We start from the raw sequence: 22889 nt of genomic DNA, 5'->3' as shown, positions 1-22889 counted from the left end.
GTCAGTCGTCGCCGCTTCCGTACGGTCGGGTCAGTATCTCCAGGTTGTGGCCGTTCGGATCGTCGAAGTAGGTGCCGCGGCCGCCGTCGTTGGTGTTGATCTCGTTGACACGGCGGTGGGCCGGGTCCGCCCAGTAGGTGAGGCCGGCCGCCCTGATGCGGGCGAAGATCTCGTCGAAGTTCTCCTCCGAGACGAGGAAGGCGTAGTGCTGCGGGGTGATCGTCGCGCTCGTGTCCATGTAGTCGAGGGTGACGCCGTTGGGGATCGGGACCGGGATGAACGGGCCGTACTGCGGGCTCACCTGGAGGCCCAGGATGTCCGCGAGGAACTGGGCCGAGGCTTTCTTGTCGTGGGCGGCGACGATCGTGTGGTTCAACTCGACGGACATCGCGATGACCTCCCCGTGCGTGCCTGTACGTCGTTGTGTGCCTCGTGATTCCTTCTCCGTCCTTCCACAGTAGGCATCCCGGCCCCCTGGTCCCAGACCCCTCCCAGGAAAGCAAGGCCAGCCTTCCCTTAGGAAGGGATTGGAGTCCTGGTGGCTCCGACGGCTCCCGGAAGCTCGTCGCCGGCGCCTCAGAGGGGCCCTCCGTCGCCCCCAGTGCCGTAGCCGACCGGATGGGAGCCGGGAGCGCCGAGGACGGGGGAGTTCCCGCGGACCGTGGGACATTGGCCGGGAGCGTGCTCGCCGGACCGCTGTGGAAGTCGATGCGGGCCGTCGACACCGGGCACGCGGTGAAGGTCGACGACGACCCCTGGTACCTCAACGCCGGTCCGACCGCCGCACGGCTGGTCGTACGACAGCTCGCGGACACCCTCGGCAAGTGATACGTCACACGTGAGACGTCATACGTCGAGGTCGCCGCCCTGCTCGGCGACCCGGACGCGGACCCGCGCGCGCATCTGCGCCGCCAGCACGAGTTGCTGACCGCCCGGATCCCCGCCAGCCCGACGTTCACAGCGATGATCGGGGCTGCCGGGCCTGCTGCTGGCGGCCGCTCTGATGCTCGCGGGCGGCCCGAGCCTCGGCCCCGAGAGCCAGGGGCCGTACGTCCACCACAGGATGGACGGCCTGGCTGGCCGTCGCCCTCCTGCTCGCCGTCACCGCCGCAGCCCTCACGGTCCCCGGATCCCCGAGTCCTACGACGGGAACGCCGAGGGCGCCGACCGGCCGTACGACCCGTCGGCGCCCTCTGTGCACAAGAACCAGCGCTCAAGAACCAGCGCTCAGGAACTTAGTGCCCCAGCAGACAGCGTTCGCCCCGTCGCGACGCCCGGCCCGCTCCCCCACTGCCTCAAGGGCGTGGGAGGTGCCCCCACTCGCCGCACCGGCCGAAAGCCCAAGTACATCCAGTACGAGGACTTCCGGCCGGCACTCCCCCCAGCCTTCGGCCGGGGGGACCCCCGGAGCACGCACCGGACGCCGCTCCTTGACGGACAAATCTTGGCTGACGGGGCACTAGATCGTGGCGGTGTCGATCACGAAGCGGTAGCGCACGTCGCTGGCCAGTACGCGCTCGTACGCGTCGTTGATCTCGGAGGCGCTGATCAGCTCGATCTCGGCGCCGAAGCCGTGCTCGGCGCAGAAGTCGAGCATCTCCTGGGTTTCCCGGATGCCGCCGATGCCGGAGCCCGCGAGGGTCTTGCGGCCGCCGATCACCGAGAAGAGGTTGAGCCCGACGGGCTCCTCGGGCGCGCCCACGTTCACGAAGGCGCCGTCGGTCTTGAGGAGGGACAGGTAGGTGTCCAGGTCCAGCGGGGCCGAGACCGTGGACAGGATCAGGTCGAAGGTGCCGCGCAGCTCCTGGAAGGTCTTCGGGTCGCTGGTGGCGTAGTAGTGGTCGGCGCCCAGCTTCAGACCGTCGTCCTTCTTGCGGAGCGACTGGGAGAGGACCGTGACCTCGGCGCCCAGCGCGTGCGCGATCTTGACGCCCATGTGGCCGAGGCCGCCCATGCCGAGGACGGCGACCTTCTTGCCGGGGCCGGCGTTCCAGTGCTTGAGCGGGGAGTACGTGGTGATGCCGGCGCAGAGCAGCGGCGCGGCCTCGTCGAGGGAGATGCCGTCGGGGATGCGGACGGTGAAGTTCTCGTCCACGACGATCTTCTCGGAGTAGCCACCGTAGGTGGGCTCGCCGTCCTTGCCGACGGCGTTGTACGTGCCCACGTTGCCCTTGAGGCAGTACTGCTCCAGGCCCGCCTCGCAGTTCTCGCACTCGCGGCAGGAGTCGACCATGCAGCCGACGCCCACGCGGTCGCCGACCTTGAACTTGGTGACACCGGAGCCGACCTCGGAGACGATGCCGGCGATCTCGTGGCCCGGCACCATCGGGAAGATGGCCTCGCCCCAGCCCTCACGGGCCTGGTGGATGTCGGAGTGGCAGATACCGGCGAACTTGATGTCGATCAGGACGTCGAACTCGCCGACCTCGCGACGCTCGATGGTGGTGCGCTCCAGCGGAGCCTTGGCGGCGGGGGCGGCGTACGCAGCAACAGTGGTCATGCCGGGGGTTCTCCTAAGGAGTGGTCTGTCCTGTGCCCGGCTGCCTTCCGTCGGGCACGCGATCCAGGTTGCCCCGGCTCACAGCTTTCACCCAGGCCACAGTTCTGCGTACGTCCGCTGGTCCTATTACTGGCGGGGTCAGGCTTCTCTGCGTACGACCGTGAATACTGGACGTATGGATGAACATCCCTCTCCGGGTCCCGCGAGCGGAATGGGGCAGTCGCTGGACCGGCGTGCCGAGCTGAGCGAGTTTCTGCGCACCCGCCGGGCCCGGCTGAAGCCGGAGGACGTCGGGCTGCCGGACTTCGGCCGGCACCGTCGGGTGCCCGGGCTGCGCCGCGAGGAGCTGGCACAGCTGGCCGGGGTGTCCGTCGCCTACTACACGCGCCTGGAGCAGGGCAACGGGCGCAACGTGTCGCCCGAGGTGCTCGACGCCATCGCCCGCGCGCTGCGGCTCTCCGACGCCGAGCACGCGCATCTGACCCACCTCGCGAAGCCCAAGCAGCACAAGAAGAAGCAGACGGCTCGGCCGCAGCAGGTGCGGGGAGCCTTGCGGCAGCTGCTCGACACGTTGGACGGTGTCCCGGCGTACATCACCGGGCGGCGCTCGGACATCCTCGTCTGGAACCGGATGGCCGCGGCCGTGTTCGGGGACTGGTCGGAGCTGCCGCCGCAGGAGCGGAACTGGGCACGGATGGTGTTCCTGAAGCCCGAATACCGCGATCTGTTCGTCGAGTGGGAGCAGAAGGCGATCGACATCGTCTGTCTTCTGCGCATGGACGCGGGCTGTCATCCTGACGATCCGCAGCTCTCGGCCCTGGTCGGCTTGCTCTCCGTGAAGAGCGAGGACTTTCGGCGGCTGTGGGCCACGCACGATGTCAAGGAGAAGACCTACGGCGTGAAGCGGCTGCGGCATCCGCTGGTGGGTGACCTGGCGTTGCAGTTCGAGTCGTTCCGGTTGTCGGGCGACGGTGAGCAGGTACTGATCACGTATCACGCGGAGCCGGGGTCCGCCTCGGCGGACGCGCTGCGTCTGCTGGCGTCCTGGGGCACGGACGCGACCCGCGCGGGCGCCGCGACCCCGCCGTAGGCTTTTCGCCCCCCCTCCGCCCCTGCCCGTCCCGTACCTGGGGCTGCGCCCCGGACCTCGTTCGCACAGTTCCCCGCGTCGCTGAAAGGCGCGCGGGGAACTGCGCGAACCCACCCTCACCCCCGGTACGGCGGGGCCGCCCCCCATGTCCACTTCGGGATCGGCTGCTCCCCCGGAGGCACCGCGTCCGGCCCCGAGAAGTACACGGCCAGCCGCGTCCCCCACTCCGCGTACGCGACGAACGCGGAGCGGAACTCGGCATCGGTCGGCAGCCCCGCGTCGTCCGCCGCGTCCTGGAGGAGGTTCACCCAGCGGCGCCGCTGGGGCTCCGTGATCCCCTTGCCCAGGTGTTTGGCGACCATGTGGCCGTGCCCGCCCTGGGTTTCGGAGTACGCCGGCGGGCCGCCGAAGACCTCGCCGAGCCAGAGGGCGACATGCGCGGTGTGCTCGGGGACGAGGTCCGCGAACAGCGGCGCGAGGAGGTCGTCCTTGAGGACTTTGTCGTAGAAGACCTCCGTCAGACGTGTGAAGGCCTCGGCGCCCCCCGCCCAGGCATAGAGCGTGGGTACGGACGCTCCCGCGCCCCGCACCGTTGTCGGCTTGTAGTGGCGCATCTCCTCGATGTTGCCGATGTAGGGGCGGATCTCGGCGAGGAAGTCCGGGAAGAGCTCGGACTTGCGGAAGCCCTCGACGTGATCCTCGGTCGACGTCCATGTGATCCGCAGGATGAAGTGCTCGAAATCCTCCTCGCAGCGCGCCAGTTCGTAGTCGACGCACTGCGGGGCCGCGGCCAGTTGGGCGGCGGCCCGGGTGTAGGCGGCCAGGAACTCCGCCGACTGCTGCTCGGGAATCCGGTACCTGATGTATTCGACAGTCGAAACGGTCATGCCCCACACAAACACGGAGGGCCCGCCGGAAGCGCTCCTTCCGACGGGCCGTCCGGTCGTGTCAGCGGTCAGCGAAACCCGGCCGCCGACACCTCACGCCTCACTTGCCGTAGTACGCGTTGTAGATCGAGATCGTCGACTTGTTCCCCTTCTTGTCGGCGATCTTGGCGTGGAACGAGATGCCCTTGCCCTTCGCCGGGTTCTTGAAGGTGATCTTGCCGTTCCTGACGTCCAGCTTGGTCCACGTCTGGCCGTAGTCGTACGAGACGTACACGGACAGCGACTGGAGGTTGGAGCCCGCGGCCGCGCCCTGGACGGTGACCGGGATGGTGACCTTCCGGTCGGCGGTACCACGGCTGTCCGGACCGAGGGACGCGCCGAAGCGGGCCGTGGAGACCGGCAGCTTCGCCGTGTCGACCTTCTTGGAGCGGAACGTCCAGCTCGCGTCGATCCGCGTGGAGGCCGCGGCCACCTTCACGGAACGCTTGATGGACGTGGTCAGTTTGTAGGCCGCGTCCGCGTCCGGCACCTTGAACTGGCCGCTGCCGTCCAGTGGATCGTCGGTCTCGGCGACCTTGGTGCCGTTGCGGTACAGGGTCGTCCTGACCGAGGTGTAGAGAGAGGCGCCGGCGTGCGACTGGCCGTCGGCGAACACCGGCAGATAGCCGCTGAGGTACTTGCCGTCGCGGTAGACCCCGTAAAGACCGCCGATCTTCGGGCCGAAGACGCCGGTGTTGAACGTCTTCGTGTAGCTGTTGCCCGCCTTGAAGGTCTGCGGGTCGCCCAGGGTGTAGAAGGCCTCCGTGATCGGGAACCCCTCGGCGTCCTTGCCGCCGTACTGCTCGAAGTCGAGCCCCCACTGGACATGGTCACCGGTGGAGACGTGCAGCGTGCGCGTGCCCGGCAGCTTCTGCTCGACGGCGGTCCCGAAGGAGAAGTCGGCGGGCAGGAAACCGTACGCGGTCACCGCACCCGTCTTGCCGGAGGACGCCGCCCCCAGGTTCGTCCTCACCGTGGCCAGGTCGCTCACCTTGTAGTGCTTGACGTGCGCGCCCTGCAGCTTGGTGACCTTGCTGCCGGTGAACACGTCGTACTCGGTGTTCTCGCCCTTGGTCCACGTACCCGACCAGCTCTGGGACAGACCGGAGGAGACCGCCGGGCCGATGTGGCCGACCCGCAGGTCCTGGAAGGACTCCAGGCCCAGGCCGACGCCGACGCCCGCCGGGTCGAACATGTACGAGACCATCGCGGACACCGGCTTCGCCCGGGCGTCCGGCACCGTGATGTCGGCGGCCTTGGCCGTGCGCTGGTCAACGGTCACCGTGGTGTTCCTGGTGACGCTCAGCTTGGGCTGGACCAGCCAGTCGACGCCGCCCTCGATGGTGGTGAGGTCCTTCACCAGCTGCGAGTCGAGGATGTAGGTGCCCTTGGGCACGCGGATGGTTTCCGTGGCCCCGGTGCCCTGCGAGAAGAAGTCCCGCCCGTTGGCCACGCCCGAGTAGGCGTAGAGGTCGGTGAGGTGGATGGGCTGCTGCCCGTCACGCACGAGGTACTTCACCTTGACGTCGTACGACTCCACCTCCCGCTGCACCGCTGCTGCGGTCCGCACCGACTGGCCGCCGCCCGTGGCCGTCACATACGCCGAGTACGCGCCGTTCGTGGTGCCGCCCAGCTTGGTGTTGACGGTGACGTCGACCGAGGCCTTGCCGCCCGCCGGGACCTCGACCGTCTTCGATCCGAGCGTGAAGAAGCCCGAAGGAGCCGCCTGGCCCTTGGGGTTGGTGGCGGTCGCCGAGAGGGTCAGGGTGACGTCGGTCTTGCCGAGGTTGCGGTAGGTGAGCTGCTTGGTCACCGGCTTGTCGTCGGTGTGCGGCCACTGCTGGACGCCGAAGCTCACCGAGTTCGGGTCGGCGACCACGGACTGCTTGATCGCCTTGTCGACGGCGATACGGCCCGAACCCTGCTGGAACGGCGTGTACTTGCCGCCCTTGGCAGAGCCGGTCAGCGCGCCCTTGAGCTCGGCGAACGTCCAGTCCGGGTGCTCCTGCTTGAGGATCGCCGCCGCGCCCGCGACATGCGGGGTCGCCATCGACGTACCGGAGATCGTCAGATAGCCCGGGGGCTTCTCACCGACCTCCTTGTCGATGAGGCTGCCCGGAGCCGCGGCCGCCGTGATGTTGACGCCGGGGGCGGTCACGTCGGGCTTGATGGCGCCGTCGAGGCCGGGACCGCGGCTGGAGAAGGACGCCAGCTTGTCGTTGTCGTCGACGGCGCCGACGGTGAGCGCGTCGGCCGCGCTGCCCGGGGAGCCGATGGTCTGCTCGCCGAAGTCGCCATCGTTGCCGGCGGCGATCGCGAAGAGGATGCCCTTCTGCTCGGAGAGCTTGTTGACCTCGGCCTCGAGCGGGTCGATCTCGGGGGTGTCGCCACCGCCCAGGCTGAGGTTGACGACGTCGGCGCCCTGGTCGGCGGCCCACTCCATGCCCGCGATGATGCTGGAGTCGTCTCCGTAGCCGTCGTCGCTGAGGACCTTGCCGTTGAGGATCTTCGCGCCGGGCGCGACACCCTTGTACGTGCCGTTCGACTTGGCGCCGGTGCCCGCCGCGATCGAGGCGACATGTGTGCCGTGGCCGAACTTGTCGGTCGCGTCGGCGGAGGTGGAGAAGTTCTTGGCGGCGATCACCTGGTCCTTGAGGTCCGGGTGGGTCGAGTCGACGCCCGTATCCAGAACGGCGATCTTGACGCCCTTGCCGTCGTAGCCGGCCGCCCACGCCTTCGGGGCGCCGATCTGCGGCACCGACTTGTCCAGGCTCGCCCTGCGGACGCCGTCCAGCCAGACGTGCGCGATGCCGGAGGCCGCGCTGCCGCCGCTGGTGACCGCCGACCAGAGCTCCGCCGCGTCCTGCTTCGGCGTCAGCACCGCGTCCGCGTTCAGGGACTTCAGAGTCCGGCGGAGCGTGCCCGCCTCGCGGACGTCGGCCTTGGCGGCGGTCGCGGCTCCCTTGTAACCGACGATCAGTTTCAGGCCCTGCTTCTGGGCCTTGCGTGTGGCCGCCTTGTTCAACTCGGTGACATCGAAGAGCCGCTGGTCGAGCTTGCCGCCGGCTATCAGACGCTGGGCGTCGGCCGGCACCACGAGCGTGTGACCGTCCGTCCTGCGGATCGATACAGGTATGTGGGCGCGGCCCTTGGCCCGTTCGAAGCCGACGACGCGGCCCTTGGCGTCGACGGCCACCCGGTCGCCGGTGATCAGCGTGATGTGGTGCCGGGCCGCGAGTCCGGCCCTGGACGCGCTGCTCGCGTGCTCCTGCTTCGCGGACGCCGGGCTGGTCATTCCCGCCGCCAGAGCCACGGCGGCCGCCGTGGCGATGGTCGCCGCGCACGCTCTTTTCACTTGTCTGCGCAAGTCTCCCCCTGGAGATGAGGTCCGGGCGAATTCCCCATTCGTCCGGCCGGGGGACGTCCCGTACGCATGCGCGTGCACCCCCCGGAAAGCGCAAGTATGCCCGGGGGGTGATCGGCCGCTCAATAGAGAGGGAGCAGTGAAGAGTTGACGGACCTGTTCCGCCGAGTTCCCGCACTCCCCCCCTTTGCGCTTCCTTATGCTCCGGCGTTCTCCTTGACAGTGATCCGGCCCTTGCGGATCGTCGCAAGCCGCGGGGCCTTCTTCGCGATCGCGGAGTCGTGGGTGACCATGATGAAAGTGAGCCCGTGCTCCTTCCACATGGCTTCCAGTACGTCCATGATCTCGTCGCGCATGGATTCGTCGAGGTTTCCGGTGGGTTCGTCGGCGAGCAGCACCTTCGGCTGCTTGACCAGGGCGCGGGCGATGGCGACGCGCTGCTGCTGACCGCCGGACAGCTCGGCGGGCAGATGCCCGAGCCGTTCGGCCAGTCCCACCGACTCCAGTGCCGCGGCGGCCCGTTCACGCCGTTCCTTCGTCTTCACACCGAGGGGTACGAGGGCGGTCTCCACGTTCTCCTGGGCGGTGAGCGTGGGAATCAGGTTGAAGCTTTGAAAGACGAAGCCGATGTTCTCGCTGCGCAGCTTGGTGAGCCTCGCCTCGGACAGTTTCGCCATGTCCGTGCCGTCGAGTTCGACACTGCCCGCGGTGGGGCGGTCGAGCCCGCCGAGCATCTGAAGAAGGGTGGACTTTCCGCCACCGGTGGGGCCCTGGATGACGAGCCGGTCGCCGTCCCCGATGATCAGATCGATACCGGCGAGCGCGTCGACCGTTTCCTTGCCCCGCGCATAGCGCTTGGTGACGCCTCTGAGTTCGTACATGGTGCAACTCCTGGGATACGTAAGTACGACGCCCCCTGAGGGGGGCGCGGGGCTTATTCGACGCGGCGCAGGGCGTCCGCGGGCCGCAGCCGGGAGGCGCGCCAGCCGCCGAAGGCGCCGGCGATCAGACCGCCGGTGACGGCGAGGGCGACCGCGACGACGATGGTGTCGAGGCTGACGGGCGCGGTGAGCGCGACGTCGAGGGCCTTGGAAGCGGTCTGCCGGGCGGGACCGCCGAAGCCACCGCCACCGCCGCCGGGACCGCCGCCCGGGCCACCGCCCGAACTGCCCACCTGCGCCTGCAGGGTGGGGCTGATCTCGGTGACGACATAGGCGCCCGCGAGGCCGAGCGCGATACCGAGGGCGCCGCCGACCAGACCGTTGACGACGGCCTCGCCGACGACCTGACGGGTCACCCGGCCCGACTTCCAGCCGAGCGCCTTGAGAGTGCCGAACTCGCGCACCCGGCGGGAGACGGCCGAGGAGGTCAGCAGTCCCGCGACCAGGAACGCGGCCACGAGCACCGCGATGGACAACCACTTGCCGACGTTCGAAGCGAGGCTGGAGGCGGTCGACAGGGAACCGGAGACGGTGTCGGCGAGGTCGGCGGAGGTGGTGACCGTCGTACCCGAGATGTTCTTCTGGATGGTGCTCTTGACGCTGCTGATCTGCTGCGAGTCGGACGCCTTGACGTAGATCGTGGTGACCTTGTCCTTGGAGTCGCTGAGCGTCTGCGCCTGCTTGAGCGGGATGTAGAGGTTGGCCGCCGCGTCACCGCTGTCCGGCGTCGCGATGCCGATGACCTTGTACTTGACGCTCTTGATGGTGACCGTGCTGCCGAGCTTGAGCTTCTTCTCCTTGGCGTACGACTTGTCGGCGACGACGACCTCGGCGTCGGTCTCGGACGTCTTGAACGTACGACCGCTGGTGATCTTCGACGAGGTCAGCGGGCCCAGGGCCGGCTTGGTGACGTCGGTGCCGTAGACCGAGTAGTTGTTGACGTCGAAGTCGGCGCCGCCGCCCTTGACGGTGCCCTGGGGCGAGGGCTGGGCTCCGCCGCGGCCGCCCTGCTGGTTGCCGCCGTTCCGGTTCTGCTGGAACTGACCCCGGGTGAACTGGCCGTTGACGCGGATGACCTGGAGGCTCAGTCCGCCGACGGAGTCCGCGACGCCCTTCTGGGAGTCGACCTTGGAGACCGTCGAGGCTGCCAGGGTCTGGAAGCCCTGGACCATGACGCGGTCGCTGCTCTGCTCCTTGTCGGAGCCGTTGTCCTGGGCGTCGAAGTTGAAGCGCGGACGGTCGCTGCTGCTCGACGTGGGCGCCGCCGCCTTGGTGACCGTCATGTCCGTACCCAGCCCGTACAGCGACTGGAGGACCTTGCCCTGGGCCTTCTCCATGCCCGAGGACACGGAGCTGACCACGATGACCAGGGCGATGCCCAGGGCGAGTCCGGAGGCGACGACGAGGGCCGCCTTTCTGCGGCGGCGCAGTTCGCGCCTCAGGTAGGTGAAGAACATGGGCCGCAAGCTAGGTACGGCGCGTGATGAAGGGATAAGGCCGAAATAAGAGAACGATGAGAAGGCTGTGGCGGGCGGCGAATTCACCTGTGCGCCACCGAGGAACGCTGTGCGTCCGCCAAGACGAACGGCCCGCGCTCCTGGTGGAGTGCGGGCCGTCGTGCGGGGGGTGGGTCAGACTGCCGAACCGGCCTTCCAGGCCGCCCAGCCCAGGTTCCAGCCGTTGAGGCCGTTCTCCGGAGCGATCGTCTTGTCGCCGGTGTTCTTGACGACCACGACGTCACCGATCAGCGAGTGGTTGTAGAACCACGCGGCGGGCGTGTTCGGGTCGTTGGCACCCTTGGTGTCGGAGAGGCCGACACAGCCGTGGCTGGTGTTCACCGCGCCGAAGATGGACTTGGCGCCCCAGTAGTTGCCGTGGATGAAGGTGCCGGAGCTCGACAGACGCATGGCGTGCGGCACGTCCTTGATGTCGTACTCGCCCTTGCCGTCGTCGTTCGTGAAGCCGACCGTCGAGCCGTCCATCCGGGTCTCCTTGAACTTCTCGGAGATCACCATCTGGCCCTGGTACGTCGTGTGGTCCGGAGCGCCCGCGGAGATCGGGATGGTCTTGATGACCTTGCCGTCCTGGGTGACCTTCATCGTCTTGGTCTGGGCGTCGACGATGGAGACCTGGTTGCGGCCGATCTTGAAGGTGACCGTCTTCTGCTGCACGCCGTACACGCCGCTCGCGCCCTCGACGCCGTCGAGGTTCAGCTTGAGGGTGACGGTGGAGCCGCCGGTCCAGTAGTTCTCGGGGCGGAAGTCCAGGCGGTTGGCGTTGAACCAGTGCCCGACGACCTCCTGGCCGCTGCTGGAGGAGACGGTGATCCCCTTCTGCACCGCGGCCTTGTTCGTGATCGCCTTGTTGAAGTTGATCGAGACCGGCATGCCGACACCGACGGTGGAGCCGTCCTCCGGCGTGAAGTTGCCTATGAAGCTGTTGGCCGGGGAGACCGTCGTGAACGAGGTGTTCTCATGGGCGGTGCGACCCGCGGAGTCCTTGGCCTCGGCGGCGATCTTGTACGTGGTGGCTCGCGCGAGCTGGCCGGAGGGCTTCCAGCTCTTCTTGTCGGCGGATATCTGACCCGCGACGGCGGTGCCGGAGGCGGTCTGCATCGTGACGGACGTGAGCGTGCCCTTGCTCACGGTGACCGTCGTGCCGTTGTTGATCGAGGCGTTGTCGGAGCCGTCCTTGGGCGTGATCTCGATCTGGGCCTCGGAGGTCTTCTTGGCCGCGGCCTCGTCGACCTTGGCCTGCGACGTGCTGTCGCCGCCGTCCGATGCGCCGGCCTTGTCGCCGCCTCCGCTGCACGCAGAGAGCACCAGCACCCCGCCGAGCAGTGCGGACGCGGCCATCAGACCCTTGCGCCGCCTACTGTCCGTCATCACACGCTTCTCCATCGTCGCCGAATCACCAAAAGACACGAGAGCCCCGTAGAAACCATCAACGCTACGGCCGTTTCGTCCCGTTCCACATCTCGCGGAGGTGTGGGGCACACCACGTCCGGACAAGTGGACCGCGTGGTGCGGAGGTGGCCAGTGCGTCTACTGAGACGACGAAACCCCGGACGGCGGTTGCCGCCCGGGGTCACGTTTTCCCCAAGCCGCGTCAGCCGACTGCGTCTTCTTCGTCGTCCTCGGCAGCATCATCCTCGTCGAGGTCCCAATCCGGCGAATCGGGGTCGTAGTCGATGGGCTCGCTGCTCCAGGAGGCCTGAGCGAGGTCGATCCCCGGCACCTGGCTGACCAGGTCGAACGGATCCACCAGATACGCGAGGGCCTCGGCGGTGTCTTCCGTCACTGCGCTCTCGGCGTGCGTGCGCTCGTCGGCCGGCATGCCGGCGTCGTCGGCGATCCGGCGCAACGCGGCCTTGGTGACGGCGTCGGCGTCGTCGACTTCCAGCACCAGTTCGACACGAAGCCGCACAAACTGTGATGTCTCAGGAGTACTCATGGGACGGAGCGTACGACCCATGGGTTGCTCGACTTTCCCACGACCCGCGCCTTTCATTAGCATCGCCCCACACGGCCAATTCGCCAGCGCCACAAGGGGATCGATATTTCGTGTCCGCCGCACGTCGATCGTTGTTGACCGCCACCGCCGCGGGGACCCTCCTGGGGGCCCTGTGGTTCGTCCCGTCCGCCAGCGCGACCCAGGACGAACCCACTCCGAGCGTCTCGGCGTCAACCTCCGCGACGACGACGACCACCACCACCACCACCACCACCACCAACGCGGTGCAGATGTCCACGGAGTCCGGCGAGGGGCACGCCCAGCTCGCCGACACCGGAAGCGTCGACACGACGCCGTACATCGTCGGCGGCACGCTCTTCCTCGGCCTGGGCGCCGGATTCATCACCTATTCGGTGCGCCGCGAGCGCACGATGGCCTACTGAGCACGGTGCTGCGGCCCGGACAATCCACGGGGAATCCATGCGAGACCTGACCGAGCTGACCGACGTCGAGGAACCTGCCTGGCCGGTGCTGTCGGAGGCACTCGACACCAGCGGAGTGTCCATGGACGTGCTGCCCGGCGACCCGGCACAGGGCCGCTCCACCCTGCTCCAACTACAGGTCACCGCGCGGTCCTGGCTCGGCGGGATGGTGCTCAACTGCGGTGGGGTGGTGCTGGACAGCGGGTGGCTGCGGATCTACGGGAGCCCGGGCGCCGGTACGTCCACAGGGCTGCCGGGGGCGTCCACGGACCTGCCGAGCCTCGCCGAGGTCAACGCATTCCCCGGGCGGTTCGACCCCGCCTGGCGGCCCTTCAACGGGCTCGTCGTCGGCCACGACGTGCTGGGCGGGGTCTTCGTCATGAACGGGCCCGACCCGGAGGCGGCGGGCCGGCCCGGACGTCCCGGCGAGATCGTGTACTTCGCGCCGGACTCCCTGCGCTGGGAGGCCCTCGAAGTGGGCCACGGAGCCTGGCTCCACTGGTTCCTCAGCGAGGGCACGGACCACTTCTACGACACCCTGCGGTGGCCCGGCTGGCGCGCCGAGTCCGGAGCGCTGACCGGGCGGCAGGGGCTGTCCGTCGTGCCCTTCCTCTGGTCGGCCGAGGCCCGCCGGGACCTGCACTCGACCAGCCGCCGCGCGGTGCCGCTGGCCGAAATCATCGGCCTGCACCGGGACTTCGCCCTGAAGCTCGACTCCGTCGATCCGGGGTTCCTGGGCAACTTGTGATGCCCAGGGGGCGACGGGACCTCCCCCATCCGCAGTCGGTTCGTGGCTGGTCGCGCCCACGCGGCGGAGCCGCAGATGTCGCGGCCCCGCGCGCCCTACGGGCGCGACCCCGCGCCCCTGACGGGGCGCGGTTCACCGGATGCGCTCAGGCCGCCCTGCGTCCGCCGCCCTGTCCGCCACGCTCCGTGCGGCGCTGCGGGGCACGCCCGCGGCCGCCCGTGTCGTCACGGCGACCGGCAGCACCACCGGCACTGCCGCTACGGCGACCGGTGGCCGTGCCACCCGCCGTGCCCGCCGCGGGGCGACCACCACGGCGCGGCGGGCGGCCCTGGGCCTCCGTACCCGCGCCCGTGCCGGACGGCCGCCGGGCCCCGCCCCCGGCCCCACGCCGGGAGTTGGACCGCTGCTTCGGCTGCTCGGCAGGCTGCGGCACCTCGATGACCACCGGCACGCCGGAGGGCTCGCGTGCGCCGGTGAGGCGGGCCAGCTCCTCGTCGCTGGACTTGATACGGGCGGTGCGCGGGCTGATGCCGGCGTCCGCCATCAGACGGGTCATCTCCCGCTTCTGCTCGGGCAGTACCAGGGTGACGACGCTGCCGGACTCCCCGGCACGGGCCGTACGGCCGCCGCGGTGCAGATAGTCCTTGTGGTCGGTCGGCGGATCGACGTTGACGACCAGGTCCAGGTCGTCGACGTGGATGCCGCGGGCGGCCACGTTGGTGGCGACGAGCGCGGTGACCTGACCGTTCTTGAACTGGTCGAGGGTGCGGTTGCGCTGCGGCTGGCTGCGCCCGCCGTGCAGCGCGGACGCCCGTACGCCGCTCGCGAGCAGCCGCTTGGTGAACCGGTCGGCGCCCCGCTTGGTGTCCACGAAGAGGATGACCCGGCCGTCGCGCGCCGCGATCCGCAGGGCGACGGCCTTCTTGTCGGTCTCGTCGGCGACATGCAGCACATGGTGCTCCATGGTGGTCACCGCACCCGCCGACGGGTCGACGGAGTGCACCACGGGGTCCGTGAGGAACATCCGCACGAGCCGGTCGATGTTCTTGTCCAGCGTCGCCGAGAACAGCAGCCGCTGTCCGTCCGGCTGGACCTGCTGGAGCAGCGCCGTGACCTGCGGCATGAAGCCCATGTCGGCCATCTGGTCGGCCTCGTCGAGCACGGTGATCGCCACTTGGCCCAGCGAGCAGTCGCCCCGCTCGATGAGGTCCTTGAGCCGTCCGGGAGTGGCCACCAGCACCTCGGTGCCGCGGCGCAGCGCACCGGCCTGCCGGCCGATCGACATTCCGCCGACGGCCGTGGCGATGCGCAGGTTGACGGCGGTGGCGTACGGCGTCAGCGCGTCGTTGACCTGCTGCGCGAGCTCACGCGTGGGCACCAGGACGAGGGCGAGCGGAGCCTTGGACTCGGCCCGGCGGCCCGCGGTGCGCGCCAGCAGGGCGAGCCCGAAGGCGAGCGTCTTGCCGGAGCCGGTGCGGCCCCGGCCGAGAACGTCGCGCCCGGCAAGGGAGTTGGGCAGGGTGGCGCCCTGGATCGGGAAGGGCTCGGTGACGCCCTGGGCGGCGAGGGTCTTGGTCAGCGCGGCCGGCATGTCCAGCGCGTCGAAGGAGTCGACGGCGGGCAGCGCGGGCGTGATCGTCTCGGGCAGCGAGAACTCCTGCGGCGGCGCGACCTTGCGGGCACCGCCCCGGCCGGCGCCCCGGCCGGTGTTCCGGCCCGCGCTCCTCGCGGAGCCGCCGGTCTTCGCGGAGCCGCCGGTCTGGGCGCCGCGTGCGTTTGCCGGCCGCTTACGGACGGGACGTTCGGATCGAGTCATGCTGGATCTGGATTTCCTTCCTGGGCCCCACGGACTGCACGCACCGCGCTCACCACTCGCATGAGCATTCACAGCACGAGCCGGGACCCGCACCCGAAGGTGCGGCTCCCGGCTCTGGAAAAGCGCGTCCCGAATCAGGCGGGGACGATGTTCTCGGCCTGCAGGCCCTTCTGGCCCTGCGCGACGTCGAACGAGACCTTCTGACCCTCCAGCAGCTCACGGAAGCCGGAGCTGGCGATGTTGGAGTAGTGGGCGAAGACGTCGGGGCCGCCGCCGTCCTGCTCGATGAAGCCGAAGCCCTTTTCCGAGTTGAACCACTTCACGGTGCCTGTAGCCATTGTTTTCTCCTGAACAGGTAGAGGGCCCCATCCGGAGATGCACCGGGAAAAGCCGGAGATGCCGGTAAAACAAAACGCGCCTGCGGAAGATTCCGATCAGGCGCACAAAGTAAATGGGTACCAAAAACGTATCAACGCGACAGTATCACACCTCGGGCCGCCCTCCGGCACCGAGAGGCGCCGATGTGACGGGGGCCACCGTAGCCGACGGCGGCCCCCTCCACGTACGACGGACTGCCGCTAGGCCAGCGGACCCGTCACCGACTCCACCGCCGTCACCACGTGGCCACCGCGCACGAACGCGTCCGCGGTCTCCAGGTCGGGGGCGAGGAAGCGGTCCGAGCCGGGGCCCTGGACGCCGGCCGCGCGGACGGCCTCGATGACCGCCTGCGACGCCGGGGCGGGGGTCAGGCCCTCGCGCAGTTCGATCGCGCGGGTGGCGGCGTACAGCTCGATCGCGACGATCCGGGTCAGGTTGTCCACGGTCGTACGCAGCTTGCGCGCGGCCGACCAGCCCATGGAGACGTGGTCCTCCTGCATCGCGGAGGACGGGATGGAATCCGCGGACGCCGGTACGGCGAGCCGCTTCATCTCGCTGACCAGCGCGGCCTGCGTGTACTGGGCGATCATCAGGCCCGAGTCGACACCGGCGTCGTCCGCGAGGAACGGCGGCAGACCGTGCGAACGGTTCTTGTCGAGGAGGCGGTCGGTGCGGCGCTCGGCGATGGAGCCGAGGTCGGCGGCCGCGATGGCGAGGAAGTCGAGGACGTACGCGACCGGGGCGCCGTGGAAGTTGCCGTTCGACTCGACCCGGCCGTCCGGCAGCACGACCGGGTTGTCGACGGCGGAGGCGAGCTCGCGCTCGGCGACCGTACGGGCGTGGGCGAGGGTGTCACGTCCGGCGCCCGCGACCTGCGGGGCGCAGCGCACGGAGTAGGCGTCCTGGACGCGCGGGGCGCCGTCCTGGTGGTGCCCGGTGAGCTCCGAACCCTTCAGCACCGCCAGCATGTTGGCGGCGCTGGCGCCCTGTCCGGGGTGCGGGCGGATGGCGTGCAGCTCGGGCGCGAGGACCTTGTCCGTCCCGAGGAGGGCTTCGAGGGAGAGGGCAGCGGTGACGTCCGCCGACTTGTAGAGCGTCTCCAGGTCGGCGAGAGCCATGACCAGCATGCCGAGCATGCCGTCGGTGCCGTTGAGGAGGGCGAGACCTTCCTTCTCGCGCAGTTCGACGGGCGCGATGCCGGCCTCGGCGAGCAGCTGGCCCGCGGGCCGTACGACACCGTCCGGGCCCTCCGCGTCACCCTCACCCATGAGCGTGAGCGCACAGTGGGACAGCGGCGCCAGGTCGCCGGAGCAGCCGAGCGAGCCGTACTCGTGCACGACCGGGGTGATGCCGGCGTTGAGGACGTCCGCCATGGTCTGCGCGACCTCGGGCCGCACGCCCGTGTGCCCCGAGCAGACGGTCTTGAGCCGCAGGAACATCAGCGCGCGGACGACCTCGCGCTCCACGCGCGGGCCCATGCCGGCGGCGTGCGAGCGGACGATGTTGCGCTGCAGCTGGGCGCGCAGCTCCGGGCTGATGTGCCGGGTCGCGAGGGCGCCGAAACCGGTGGAGACGCCGTAGACGGGCTCCGGCTTGGCCGCCAGCGCGTCGACGATCTCGCGGGCCGCGGCGAGGGCCGCCACCGCCTCGTCGGAGAGCTCGATCCGGGCGCCGTGGCGCGCCACGGCGAGAACATCGGACGCGGTCACCCCGGACGTCCCCACCACCACAGTGTGCATATCCATATTCAGGAGCGTACGCAGTGAATTCGATGATGTCACTAGTGGGTCGCCGGTTTACCCCTTACTTCGACGTACGTCACAACGGGCGCCCGGGAGCAGGGCGCCGGCCAAGGTCACGGACGGGGTTCGTGACGTCCGCGGAAGCGGCGGCGCTCCCCTTCCGTGGGCGACGGCGCGTCCGCGAGACGCACGACCGGGTCGTCGGGGCCCTCGCGCCCGGCGACGACGGGCTTCGCCGCGCGCACGGCCTTGGCCCGGTACTGGGCGGCGTCGGCCAGCCGGAACAGCCGCCGCGCCGAGCGCACCGGGCCGATCGGATCCTCGGTCGAGGCGACCCCGCACGCCACTCCTTCCCCCAGCTCCATCTCGGCGGCGCGGCGGCACAGTTCGTCGGCGATACGGACGACCTCGTCCGCCGCCGGGCCCACCGCCAGCAGGCAGAACTCATCACCGCCGAGACGGGCCGCGAGGGTGCCCGGGAGCATCGCCCCACACAGGGAGAGCACCGATCCGAACCGCTCCAGGAGCCGGTCGCCGACCGCGTGCCCGCGGGTGTCGTTGACCCGCTTGAGCCCGTTGAGGTCACAGACCACGAGACTGACCACGACCCCGTCGCCCCTGTGCCGCTCGACGGCCTCGTCGAGGCGGACGTCCACGGCACGGCGATTGGCGAGCCCGGTGAGGGCGTCCGTGAACGCCAGCCGCCGGGCCTCCTCCAGACGCTCGGTCTGGGCGATCCCGGCCGCGACGACGGAGGCGAGGACGGTCGCGAAGTCGGCGTCGGCCCGGTCGAAGGCGGGGGCCGCGGCCGGGCGGGCCACATACAGCTCACCCCACGCGCGGCCGTGCAGGACGATCGGCGCGACGACGCAGCAGCCGCGGCCGCGGCGGCGCAGGGCTGCGACGCGTTGATGGCAGTACCCGGCGTGGCCGCCCGCCGGGCCGTCCGCCGTCTCCACCCAGGCATTGGGCCCGCCGCCCCCGGCCCAGCGTTCGTGCAGGAACTCGGTGATCTCCGGGAACTGGTGCACGGGGTAGGCCTCCCCGTCGGGGAACTCGTCCTCGCCCTCGGTCCGCTCGCCCACGTTGACGAGCACCCGCAGCCTGCCGAGTTCGCGCTCCCACACCGAGAGCGCGGCGAAGCTTCCGGCCAGCGCGTGACATGCGCCGAGCGCCGCGGCTCGCCACGAGTCGCGCGGGGTGTGTGCCGCCGCCATCCCCTGCGCCAGCGCCACCACGGCCCTCAGCCGTCTGTCCTCACCCATCACCCCAGGCTAGGTAAAACTGCAGCATTTCGGGACATTGATACGGCGAACAGGGGTCCGGGGCGGCGGTTCGGGGCGGGTTCTACTCCCCCGGCCACTGCGGCTTGCGCTTCTCGTTGAAGGCGGCGACACCCTCCGCCCGGTCCCCCGAGAAGGCGACGGACCGCCAGGCGGCGTCCTCGACCTCGAGCCCCGCACGGAGGTCGAGGCCCTGCCCGAGACGCAGCGCACGCTTGGCCGCCCGTAGCCCAACGGGCGAGTTCTGGGCGATGCGCGCGGCAAGCGCGAGGGCTTCCGCCCTGTCCCGCCCCTCGTCCACGAGCTCATCCACCAGCCCCAACTCCCGCGCCTCGACCGCCTCCAGCCGCCGCGCCGAGAAAATGAGCTCGGCCGCCCGCGCGGCCCCGACCCGGCGGGGCAGCAGCTGCGTACCGCCCCCGCCGGGGATCACCCCGACGGACACCTCGGGCAGCCCGACGACCGCCGTACGGTCGGCCACGATCAGGTCGCACGACAGCGCCAACTCGAACCCGCCGCCCAGCGCGAAACCGTGCACGGCGGCGACGGTCGGCATCGGCAGCTCCAGGACCCCGGTGTACGCGCCCCGCGCGACCGGGCGCTGCCGCACCAGGTCGGCGTCGGTGAACGAGTTCCGCTCCTTCAGGTCGGCGCCGACGCAGAAGGCGCGCTCATGGGTGGAGGTCAGCACGACCACGCGCACGTCGCGGTCGGCGGCGAGCGTCGCGCAGGCACCGGCGATGGACCGGGCCATGTCCGTGGACACGGCGTTCATGGCCTTGGGCCGGTCGAGGGCGAGCTCCGCGACGTACGCATGCCGCCGTACGACGACGAACTCCCCGAACCGCCGCTCGTCCCCTTGCTCCGCCATGGCACCCTCCCGGTTAACGCGGGTTAACAAACCGACGCCCCGATCATCGCAGCCGACGTCGTCCGACGAAAGCCGCCCCCCGCACCCCCGTCTCCCCGTCTCCCCGTTCGAGTGACATCCCGCCCAACTTCCGCCCGTCACCCCGAATCGGCACATAACCTGCGCACCGCCGGCGTATTCGGGGGACGCGGGCACATTGGGGAGGGACGACCATGACGAACCGAGAGACGACGCAGGTCACGAAGACCCGACCGGAGCCGCGACGCACGCATCCAACGGCGCGGCCGACGGCTCCCCGGGCGGCCTACGGCACAGCGGCGCGGCCCGCGGCCGACGACAGCCCACCGGTCCGCCCCGTCCGCGGGCGGCACCGCAGGCCCCGCCCGCGGCGGGTGCTCTTCGCCGTGGGTGGACTCGCGCTCGCCGCGGGGGTGTTGAGCTTTGTGCGGATGACGCCGGAGTCGGTGATCGGCGGTGGGGGCAGCGCGGAGGCCGAGCCGACAGGGGCGACCGTCACGGACACCGCGGGCAACGCCGTCACCACCGTCGAGGCCGTGCCCTCCGCACACCCCGACGCCGCCACGGCGACCGCCGCGATGGGCGCGTCGAGCGCGACGCCCACCGCGGGCGTAAGCGTCGTACCGACACCGTCGCCGACCACGCCCGCGTCGTTCCCCTCACCGCACGGGAGTGCCGCCGCGACCAGCGCACCGGACACCACGGGCATTCCGACCGCCCCGATGACCACGCCGCCCCCGGCCGCGACCGCTCCGGCGGCTCCGCAGCCCGCCCCGAGCACGACGACCCAGGGTCCGACCCCGCACCCGGATCCCCCGGGCGTGTGTGTGCCGATCGTCGGGATCTGTGTGAACGGTCTGGCGGCGCCGATCGGCCCTCGTTAGGACTCGGCGTCCCGGCGGGCGAGCAGCCAGGGTTCGATCACACCGAGGCCACGGACCGGGCGCTGCCACATCGGCTGGAGGGCGAAGCGGTAGGAGGGCGGTTCCTCGCCCTCCTTCTCCGCCGCGGCAGCGGCCTCGGCGGCGTCCGCCTCGGAGGCGGGCGCGTCCCCGGTGCGGATCAGTTCCTCCGCGAGGGCGCCGTCCACCAGGACCGCGTCACGGGGCGCTATGGACGTGAGGCGGCTCGCCAGGTTCACGGTGGTGCCGAACACGTCACCCATCCGTGTGGTCACCGTGCCGAAGGCGATGCCGACGCGCAGCTCCGGCATCGTCTCGTCGTTCGCCATCGTCTCGATGAGCCGCAGCGCGATCTCGGCGGCGATACCGGCGTCGTCGGCGGCGTACAGCACCTCGTCGCCGAGCGTCTTGATGAGCCGCCCGCCGTGCGCGGCGACCAGGTCTGCGGCGGTCGTCTCGAAGGCCTCGACGAGTTCGCCGAGCTCCTCCTCCTCCATGCGGCGGGTCAGCCGAGTGAACCCGACGAGGTCGGCGAAACCGACGGCGAGGCGCCGGTCGACCATCTCCTCGTCGTCGGCGGCCTGGATGACGCGGCCGGCCGAGGCGGCGAGCTGGCGCCGCCAGACGTAGACGAGGAACTCCTCCAACTCGGGCAGGAGCAGCTCGATGATCGGGTACGTCACCTCGGTGCGCGTCATCCCGGGTTCCGGCGGCTCGGTCAGTCCCTCCAGGAAGGAATCGATCTGCCACTCGGCCAGCCGGGCGGTGGTCTGCCCCGTGGAGCGCGCCACCTGGACGGCCATCGCCTCGCTGAGCAGGCCCGCCTCGACGAGACCGGAGAGTCGACGCAGCGCGAGCACGTCGGCCTCCGTGAGCGCCTTGGCCTGCCCGATGTCGGCGAAGCCCATCGCCCGCCAGAAGCGGGTGGCCAGTTCCACGGAGACACCCGCGCTGCGGGCCGCCTGGAAGGGGGTGTAACGGCGCTCGGCACCGAGGATGAGCCCCTCCAGGCGCAGCGCCAGCGGGTCACCTCCGGAGTCCGGGTCGAGGTGCACATCCACCCGGCCGTCCGTGCCGGACCGTGCGTCGGGCCCCGCTCCGGCGCCTGCTTCAACCCCGGCGAGGGATGCGTCGGTGACCGACTCGGCGGTACGGCCCGGCTCGCCGTCGGGGGCGGGGTGGGCACCCGTGTCGGAGCCGGTGTCGTCGACGGTCACGCCTGCTGCCCTTCCGATCTGCCGCGGTCAGGTATCGACCGCGCTCAACTCTACGGCAGGTGTGCGCTGGCTCACTCCTGACGCCGGGGCCGAGACCGGGAGGTTTCTCGCCCCCTCCACCCCTGCCCGTCCCGTCTCTGGGGGCTGCTGCTTCCAGCCTCCCGCCACAAGATCGCGCAGCTCTCCGCGCCGCTGAACGGGGGTCGGGACGGGCAGGGGCGACGCGGACGAGAAACCATCCCTACACCGCCCGCAGGTGCACCACGTCCCCCGCCCCCACCGGCTCCTGCACACCCTCCTCGGTGGCGATGACCAGCCGCCCGTCCCCGTCCACGGCCACCGCCTCCCCGGTGATCGACCGCCCCCCGGGCAGCTCGGCCCGGACGGAGCGGCCGAGCGTCGCGCACCCGGCGGCGTACGTCTCCTGAAGGCCGGACGCGGCCGGGTCGCCCTCGACGCCGCGCCAGCGCTCGTACCACTGCTCCAGGGAGCGGAGCACGGCCCGCAGCACGGTGTCACGGTCCGTGGACACCGCGCCCGCCAGGGCGAGGGAGCCGGCCCCGGGCACGGGGAGTTCGTCCTCGCGGAGCGTGACGTTGATGCCGATGCCGATCACCACCGCGTCGGTGCCCGCCCGCTCCGCGAGGATGCCTCCGGCCTTCCGCTCCTCCTCGCCGACGGTTACCAGGATGTCGTTGGGCCACTTGAGTGCCGTGTCGACGCCGACGGCGCGCGAGAGACCCGTCGCGACGGCGACGCCGGTGAGCAGCGGCAGCCAGCCCCAGCGTTCGACGGCGACCTGGGTGGGCTTGAGCAGGACGGAGAAGAAGAGTCCCGAGCGCGCGGGCGCGGTCCACTGGCGGTCGAGGCGACCGCGCCCGGCGTTCTGTTCCTCGGCGACGAGGACGGCGCCCTCCTCGGCCTTCCCCTCGGTGGCCCGGGCGACGAGGTCGGAGTTGGTGGATCCGGTGCGCTGGACCACCTCGACATCGCGCCAGAGCCCGTCCCCGCGGACCAGCGCCCGGCGCAGTGAGGCCTCGTTCAGCGGCGGACGATCCAGGTCGGACCATCGATTGCCGTTCGCGTTGTCGTTCGCGTCTGATGCATCTCGCGGCGTCATGCAACCCACCCTAGGTGTGGTAAACGCCGCACTGCCGA

20 protein-coding genes and 1 pseudogene are annotated in these 22889 nt (G+C 70.3%); 6 read left to right on the top strand and 15 right to left on the bottom strand.

What is annotated here, in order from left to right:
- Nucleotide 1 precedes the first annotated feature (1 nt).
- On the bottom strand, nt 2-388 hold the full coding sequence (locus OG390_RS32810; RefSeq protein ID WP_406172983.1) for a VOC family protein: 387 nt from the start codon (nt 386-388) through the stop codon (nt 2-4).
- A gap of 281 nt (nt 389-669) precedes the next feature.
- Here OG390_RS32810 and OG390_RS32805 point away from each other — a divergent pair, with 281 nt between their 5' ends.
- Both OG390_RS32805 and OG390_RS32800 read left to right on the top strand, forming a co-directional pair.
- Complete coding sequence (locus OG390_RS32805) at nt 670-828, top strand: hypothetical protein (RefSeq protein WP_406172982.1); 159 nt, start codon at nt 670-672, stop codon at nt 826-828.
- 27 nt (nt 829-855) lie between these two features.
- Nucleotides 856-943: pseudogene (locus tag OG390_RS32800) on the top strand (MerR family transcriptional regulator); the annotation flags it as partial.
- Between the two features lie 516 nt (nt 944-1459).
- Here OG390_RS32800 and OG390_RS32795 read toward each other — a convergent pair.
- Nucleotides 1460-2500, bottom strand: a complete 1041-nt coding sequence (locus tag OG390_RS32795) for an NAD(P)-dependent alcohol dehydrogenase (protein WP_406172981.1) — start codon at nt 2498-2500, stop codon at nt 1460-1462.
- Nucleotides 2501-2675: 175 nt separating this feature from the next.
- Between OG390_RS32795 and OG390_RS32790 the strand changes: the two genes are divergently transcribed.
- A complete protein-coding gene (locus OG390_RS32790; protein WP_406172980.1) occupies nt 2676-3590 on the top strand; it encodes a helix-turn-helix transcriptional regulator in 915 nt (304 codons plus the stop codon).
- Between the two features lie 116 nt (nt 3591-3706).
- On the opposite strand, the gene OG390_RS32785 is transcribed toward OG390_RS32790, so the two are convergent.
- The 6 genes from OG390_RS32785 to OG390_RS32760 form a co-directional block, all read right to left on the bottom strand.
- Nucleotides 3707-4477, bottom strand: a complete 771-nt coding sequence (locus OG390_RS32785) for a group II truncated hemoglobin (RefSeq protein WP_406172979.1) — start codon at nt 4475-4477, stop codon at nt 3707-3709.
- Between the two features lie 100 nt (nt 4478-4577).
- On the bottom strand, nt 4578-7871 hold the full coding sequence (locus tag OG390_RS32780; protein ID WP_406172978.1) for a S8 family peptidase: 3294 nt from the start codon (nt 7869-7871) through the stop codon (nt 4578-4580).
- A 206-nt stretch (nt 7872-8077) separates the two neighbouring features.
- Nucleotides 8078-8761 (bottom strand): ABC transporter ATP-binding protein, encoded by a 684-nt coding sequence (locus OG390_RS32775; protein ID WP_406172977.1) that lies wholly within the window; start codon nt 8759-8761, stop codon nt 8078-8080.
- A gap of 53 nt (nt 8762-8814) precedes the next feature.
- A complete protein-coding gene (locus OG390_RS32770; protein ID WP_406172976.1) occupies nt 8815-10278 on the bottom strand; it encodes an ABC transporter permease in 1464 nt (487 codons plus the stop codon).
- Nucleotides 10279-10452: 174 nt separating this feature from the next.
- The gene (locus tag OG390_RS32765; RefSeq protein ID WP_406172975.1) at nt 10453-11706 is read right to left on the bottom strand and encodes an Ig-like domain-containing protein; all 1254 of its coding nucleotides are present in this window, start codon (nt 11704-11706) and stop codon (nt 10453-10455) included.
- Nucleotides 11707-11929: 223 nt separating this feature from the next.
- Nucleotides 11930-12295 (bottom strand): hypothetical protein, encoded by a 366-nt coding sequence (locus OG390_RS32760; protein ID WP_406172974.1) that lies wholly within the window; start codon nt 12293-12295, stop codon nt 11930-11932.
- A gap of 89 nt (nt 12296-12384) precedes the next feature.
- Here OG390_RS32760 and OG390_RS32755 point away from each other — a divergent pair, with 89 nt between their 5' ends.
- Both OG390_RS32755 and OG390_RS32750 read left to right on the top strand, forming a co-directional pair.
- Nucleotides 12385-12717, top strand: coding sequence for a hypothetical protein (locus OG390_RS32755; RefSeq protein ID WP_406172973.1), 333 nt, complete (start codon nt 12385-12387; stop codon nt 12715-12717).
- A gap of 37 nt (nt 12718-12754) precedes the next feature.
- Nucleotides 12755-13504, top strand: a complete 750-nt coding sequence (locus OG390_RS32750) for a DUF2625 family protein (protein ID WP_406172972.1) — start codon at nt 12755-12757, stop codon at nt 13502-13504.
- 145 nt (nt 13505-13649) lie between these two features.
- Here the strand turns inward: OG390_RS32750 and OG390_RS32745 are convergent, their stop codons facing one another.
- The 5 genes from OG390_RS32745 to OG390_RS32725 form a co-directional block, all read right to left on the bottom strand.
- On the bottom strand, nt 13650-15320 hold the full coding sequence (locus OG390_RS32745) for a DEAD/DEAH box helicase (RefSeq protein ID WP_406172971.1): 1671 nt from the start codon (nt 15318-15320) through the stop codon (nt 13650-13652).
- Nucleotides 15321-15454: 134 nt separating this feature from the next.
- Nucleotides 15455-15658, bottom strand: coding sequence for a cold-shock protein (locus OG390_RS32740; RefSeq protein WP_168510673.1), 204 nt, complete (start codon nt 15656-15658; stop codon nt 15455-15457).
- Between the two features lie 240 nt (nt 15659-15898).
- On the bottom strand, nt 15899-17437 hold the full coding sequence (gene hutH, locus OG390_RS32735; RefSeq protein WP_406177987.1) for a histidine ammonia-lyase: 1539 nt from the start codon (nt 17435-17437) through the stop codon (nt 15899-15901).
- A gap of 116 nt (nt 17438-17553) precedes the next feature.
- Nucleotides 17554-18705, bottom strand: a complete 1152-nt coding sequence (locus OG390_RS32730) for a diguanylate cyclase domain-containing protein (RefSeq protein WP_406172970.1) — start codon at nt 18703-18705, stop codon at nt 17554-17556.
- A gap of 82 nt (nt 18706-18787) precedes the next feature.
- On the bottom strand, nt 18788-19594 hold the full coding sequence (locus tag OG390_RS32725) for an enoyl-CoA hydratase/isomerase family protein (protein WP_406172969.1): 807 nt from the start codon (nt 19592-19594) through the stop codon (nt 18788-18790).
- A 212-nt stretch (nt 19595-19806) separates the two neighbouring features.
- Here OG390_RS32725 and OG390_RS32720 point away from each other — a divergent pair, with 212 nt between their 5' ends.
- Complete coding sequence (locus tag OG390_RS32720; protein ID WP_406172968.1) at nt 19807-20496, top strand: hypothetical protein; 690 nt, start codon at nt 19807-19809, stop codon at nt 20494-20496.
- Here OG390_RS32720 and OG390_RS32715 read toward each other — a convergent pair.
- A complete protein-coding gene (locus OG390_RS32715; RefSeq protein WP_406177985.1) occupies nt 20493-21575 on the bottom strand; it encodes an adenylate/guanylate cyclase domain-containing protein in 1083 nt (360 codons plus the stop codon). The genes OG390_RS32720 and OG390_RS32715 overlap by 4 nt on opposite strands.
- A gap of 397 nt (nt 21576-21972) precedes the next feature.
- A complete protein-coding gene (locus OG390_RS32710) occupies nt 21973-22851 on the bottom strand; it encodes a biotin--[acetyl-CoA-carboxylase] ligase (RefSeq protein ID WP_406172967.1) in 879 nt (292 codons plus the stop codon).
- Nucleotides 22852-22889: the final 38 nt, after the last annotated feature.

Origin of the sequence: Streptomyces sp. NBC_00996 (assembly GCF_045162675.1) — a bacterium.
GTDB lineage: Bacteria > Actinomycetota > Actinomycetes > Streptomycetales > Streptomycetaceae > Streptomyces.
This window is presented reverse-complemented; position numbering and strand designations above follow the sequence as displayed.

Excerpts from the sequence above, each read along its gene's own strand:
- OG390_RS32810 (WP_406172983.1), bottom strand. The coding sequence starts at position 388 with ATGTCCGTCGAGTTGAACCACACGATCGTCGCCGCCCACGACAAGAAA.
- OG390_RS32795 (WP_406172981.1), bottom strand. The coding sequence starts at position 2,500 with ATGACCACTGTTGCTGCGTACGCCGCCCCCGCCGCCAAGGCTCCGCTG.
- OG390_RS32790 (WP_406172980.1), top strand. The coding sequence starts at position 2,676 with ATGGATGAACATCCCTCTCCGGGTCCCGCGAGCGGAATGGGGCAGTCG.
- OG390_RS32785 (WP_406172979.1), bottom strand. The coding sequence starts at position 4,477 with ATGACCGTTTCGACTGTCGAATACATCAGGTACCGGATTCCCGAGCAG.
- OG390_RS32775 (WP_406172977.1), bottom strand. The coding sequence starts at position 8,761 with ATGTACGAACTCAGAGGCGTCACCAAGCGCTATGCGCGGGGCAAGGAA.
- OG390_RS32770 (WP_406172976.1), bottom strand. The coding sequence starts at position 10,278 with ATGTTCTTCACCTACCTGAGGCGCGAACTGCGCCGCCGCAGAAAGGCG.
- OG390_RS32765 (WP_406172975.1), bottom strand. The coding sequence starts at position 11,706 with ATGACGGACAGTAGGCGGCGCAAGGGTCTGATGGCCGCGTCCGCACTG.
- OG390_RS32760 (WP_406172974.1), bottom strand. The coding sequence starts at position 12,295 with ATGGGTCGTACGCTCCGTCCCATGAGTACTCCTGAGACATCACAGTTT.
- OG390_RS32750 (WP_406172972.1), top strand. The coding sequence starts at position 12,755 with ATGCGAGACCTGACCGAGCTGACCGACGTCGAGGAACCTGCCTGGCCG.
- OG390_RS32745 (WP_406172971.1), bottom strand. The coding sequence starts at position 15,320 with ATGACTCGATCCGAACGTCCCGTCCGTAAGCGGCCGGCAAACGCACGC.
- OG390_RS32740 (WP_168510673.1), bottom strand. The coding sequence starts at position 15,658 with ATGGCTACAGGCACCGTGAAGTGGTTCAACTCGGAAAAGGGCTTCGGC.
- hutH (WP_406177987.1), bottom strand. The coding sequence starts at position 17,437 with ATGCACACTGTGGTGGTGGGGACGTCCGGGGTGACCGCGTCCGATGTT.
- OG390_RS32730 (WP_406172970.1), bottom strand. The coding sequence starts at position 18,705 with ATGGGTGAGGACAGACGGCTGAGGGCCGTGGTGGCGCTGGCGCAGGGG.
- OG390_RS32725 (WP_406172969.1), bottom strand. The coding sequence starts at position 19,594 with ATGGCGGAGCAAGGGGACGAGCGGCGGTTCGGGGAGTTCGTCGTCGTA.
- OG390_RS32720 (WP_406172968.1), top strand. The coding sequence starts at position 19,807 with ATGACGAACCGAGAGACGACGCAGGTCACGAAGACCCGACCGGAGCCG.
- OG390_RS32710 (WP_406172967.1), bottom strand. The coding sequence starts at position 22,851 with ATGACGCCGCGAGATGCATCAGACGCGAACGACAACGCGAACGGCAAT.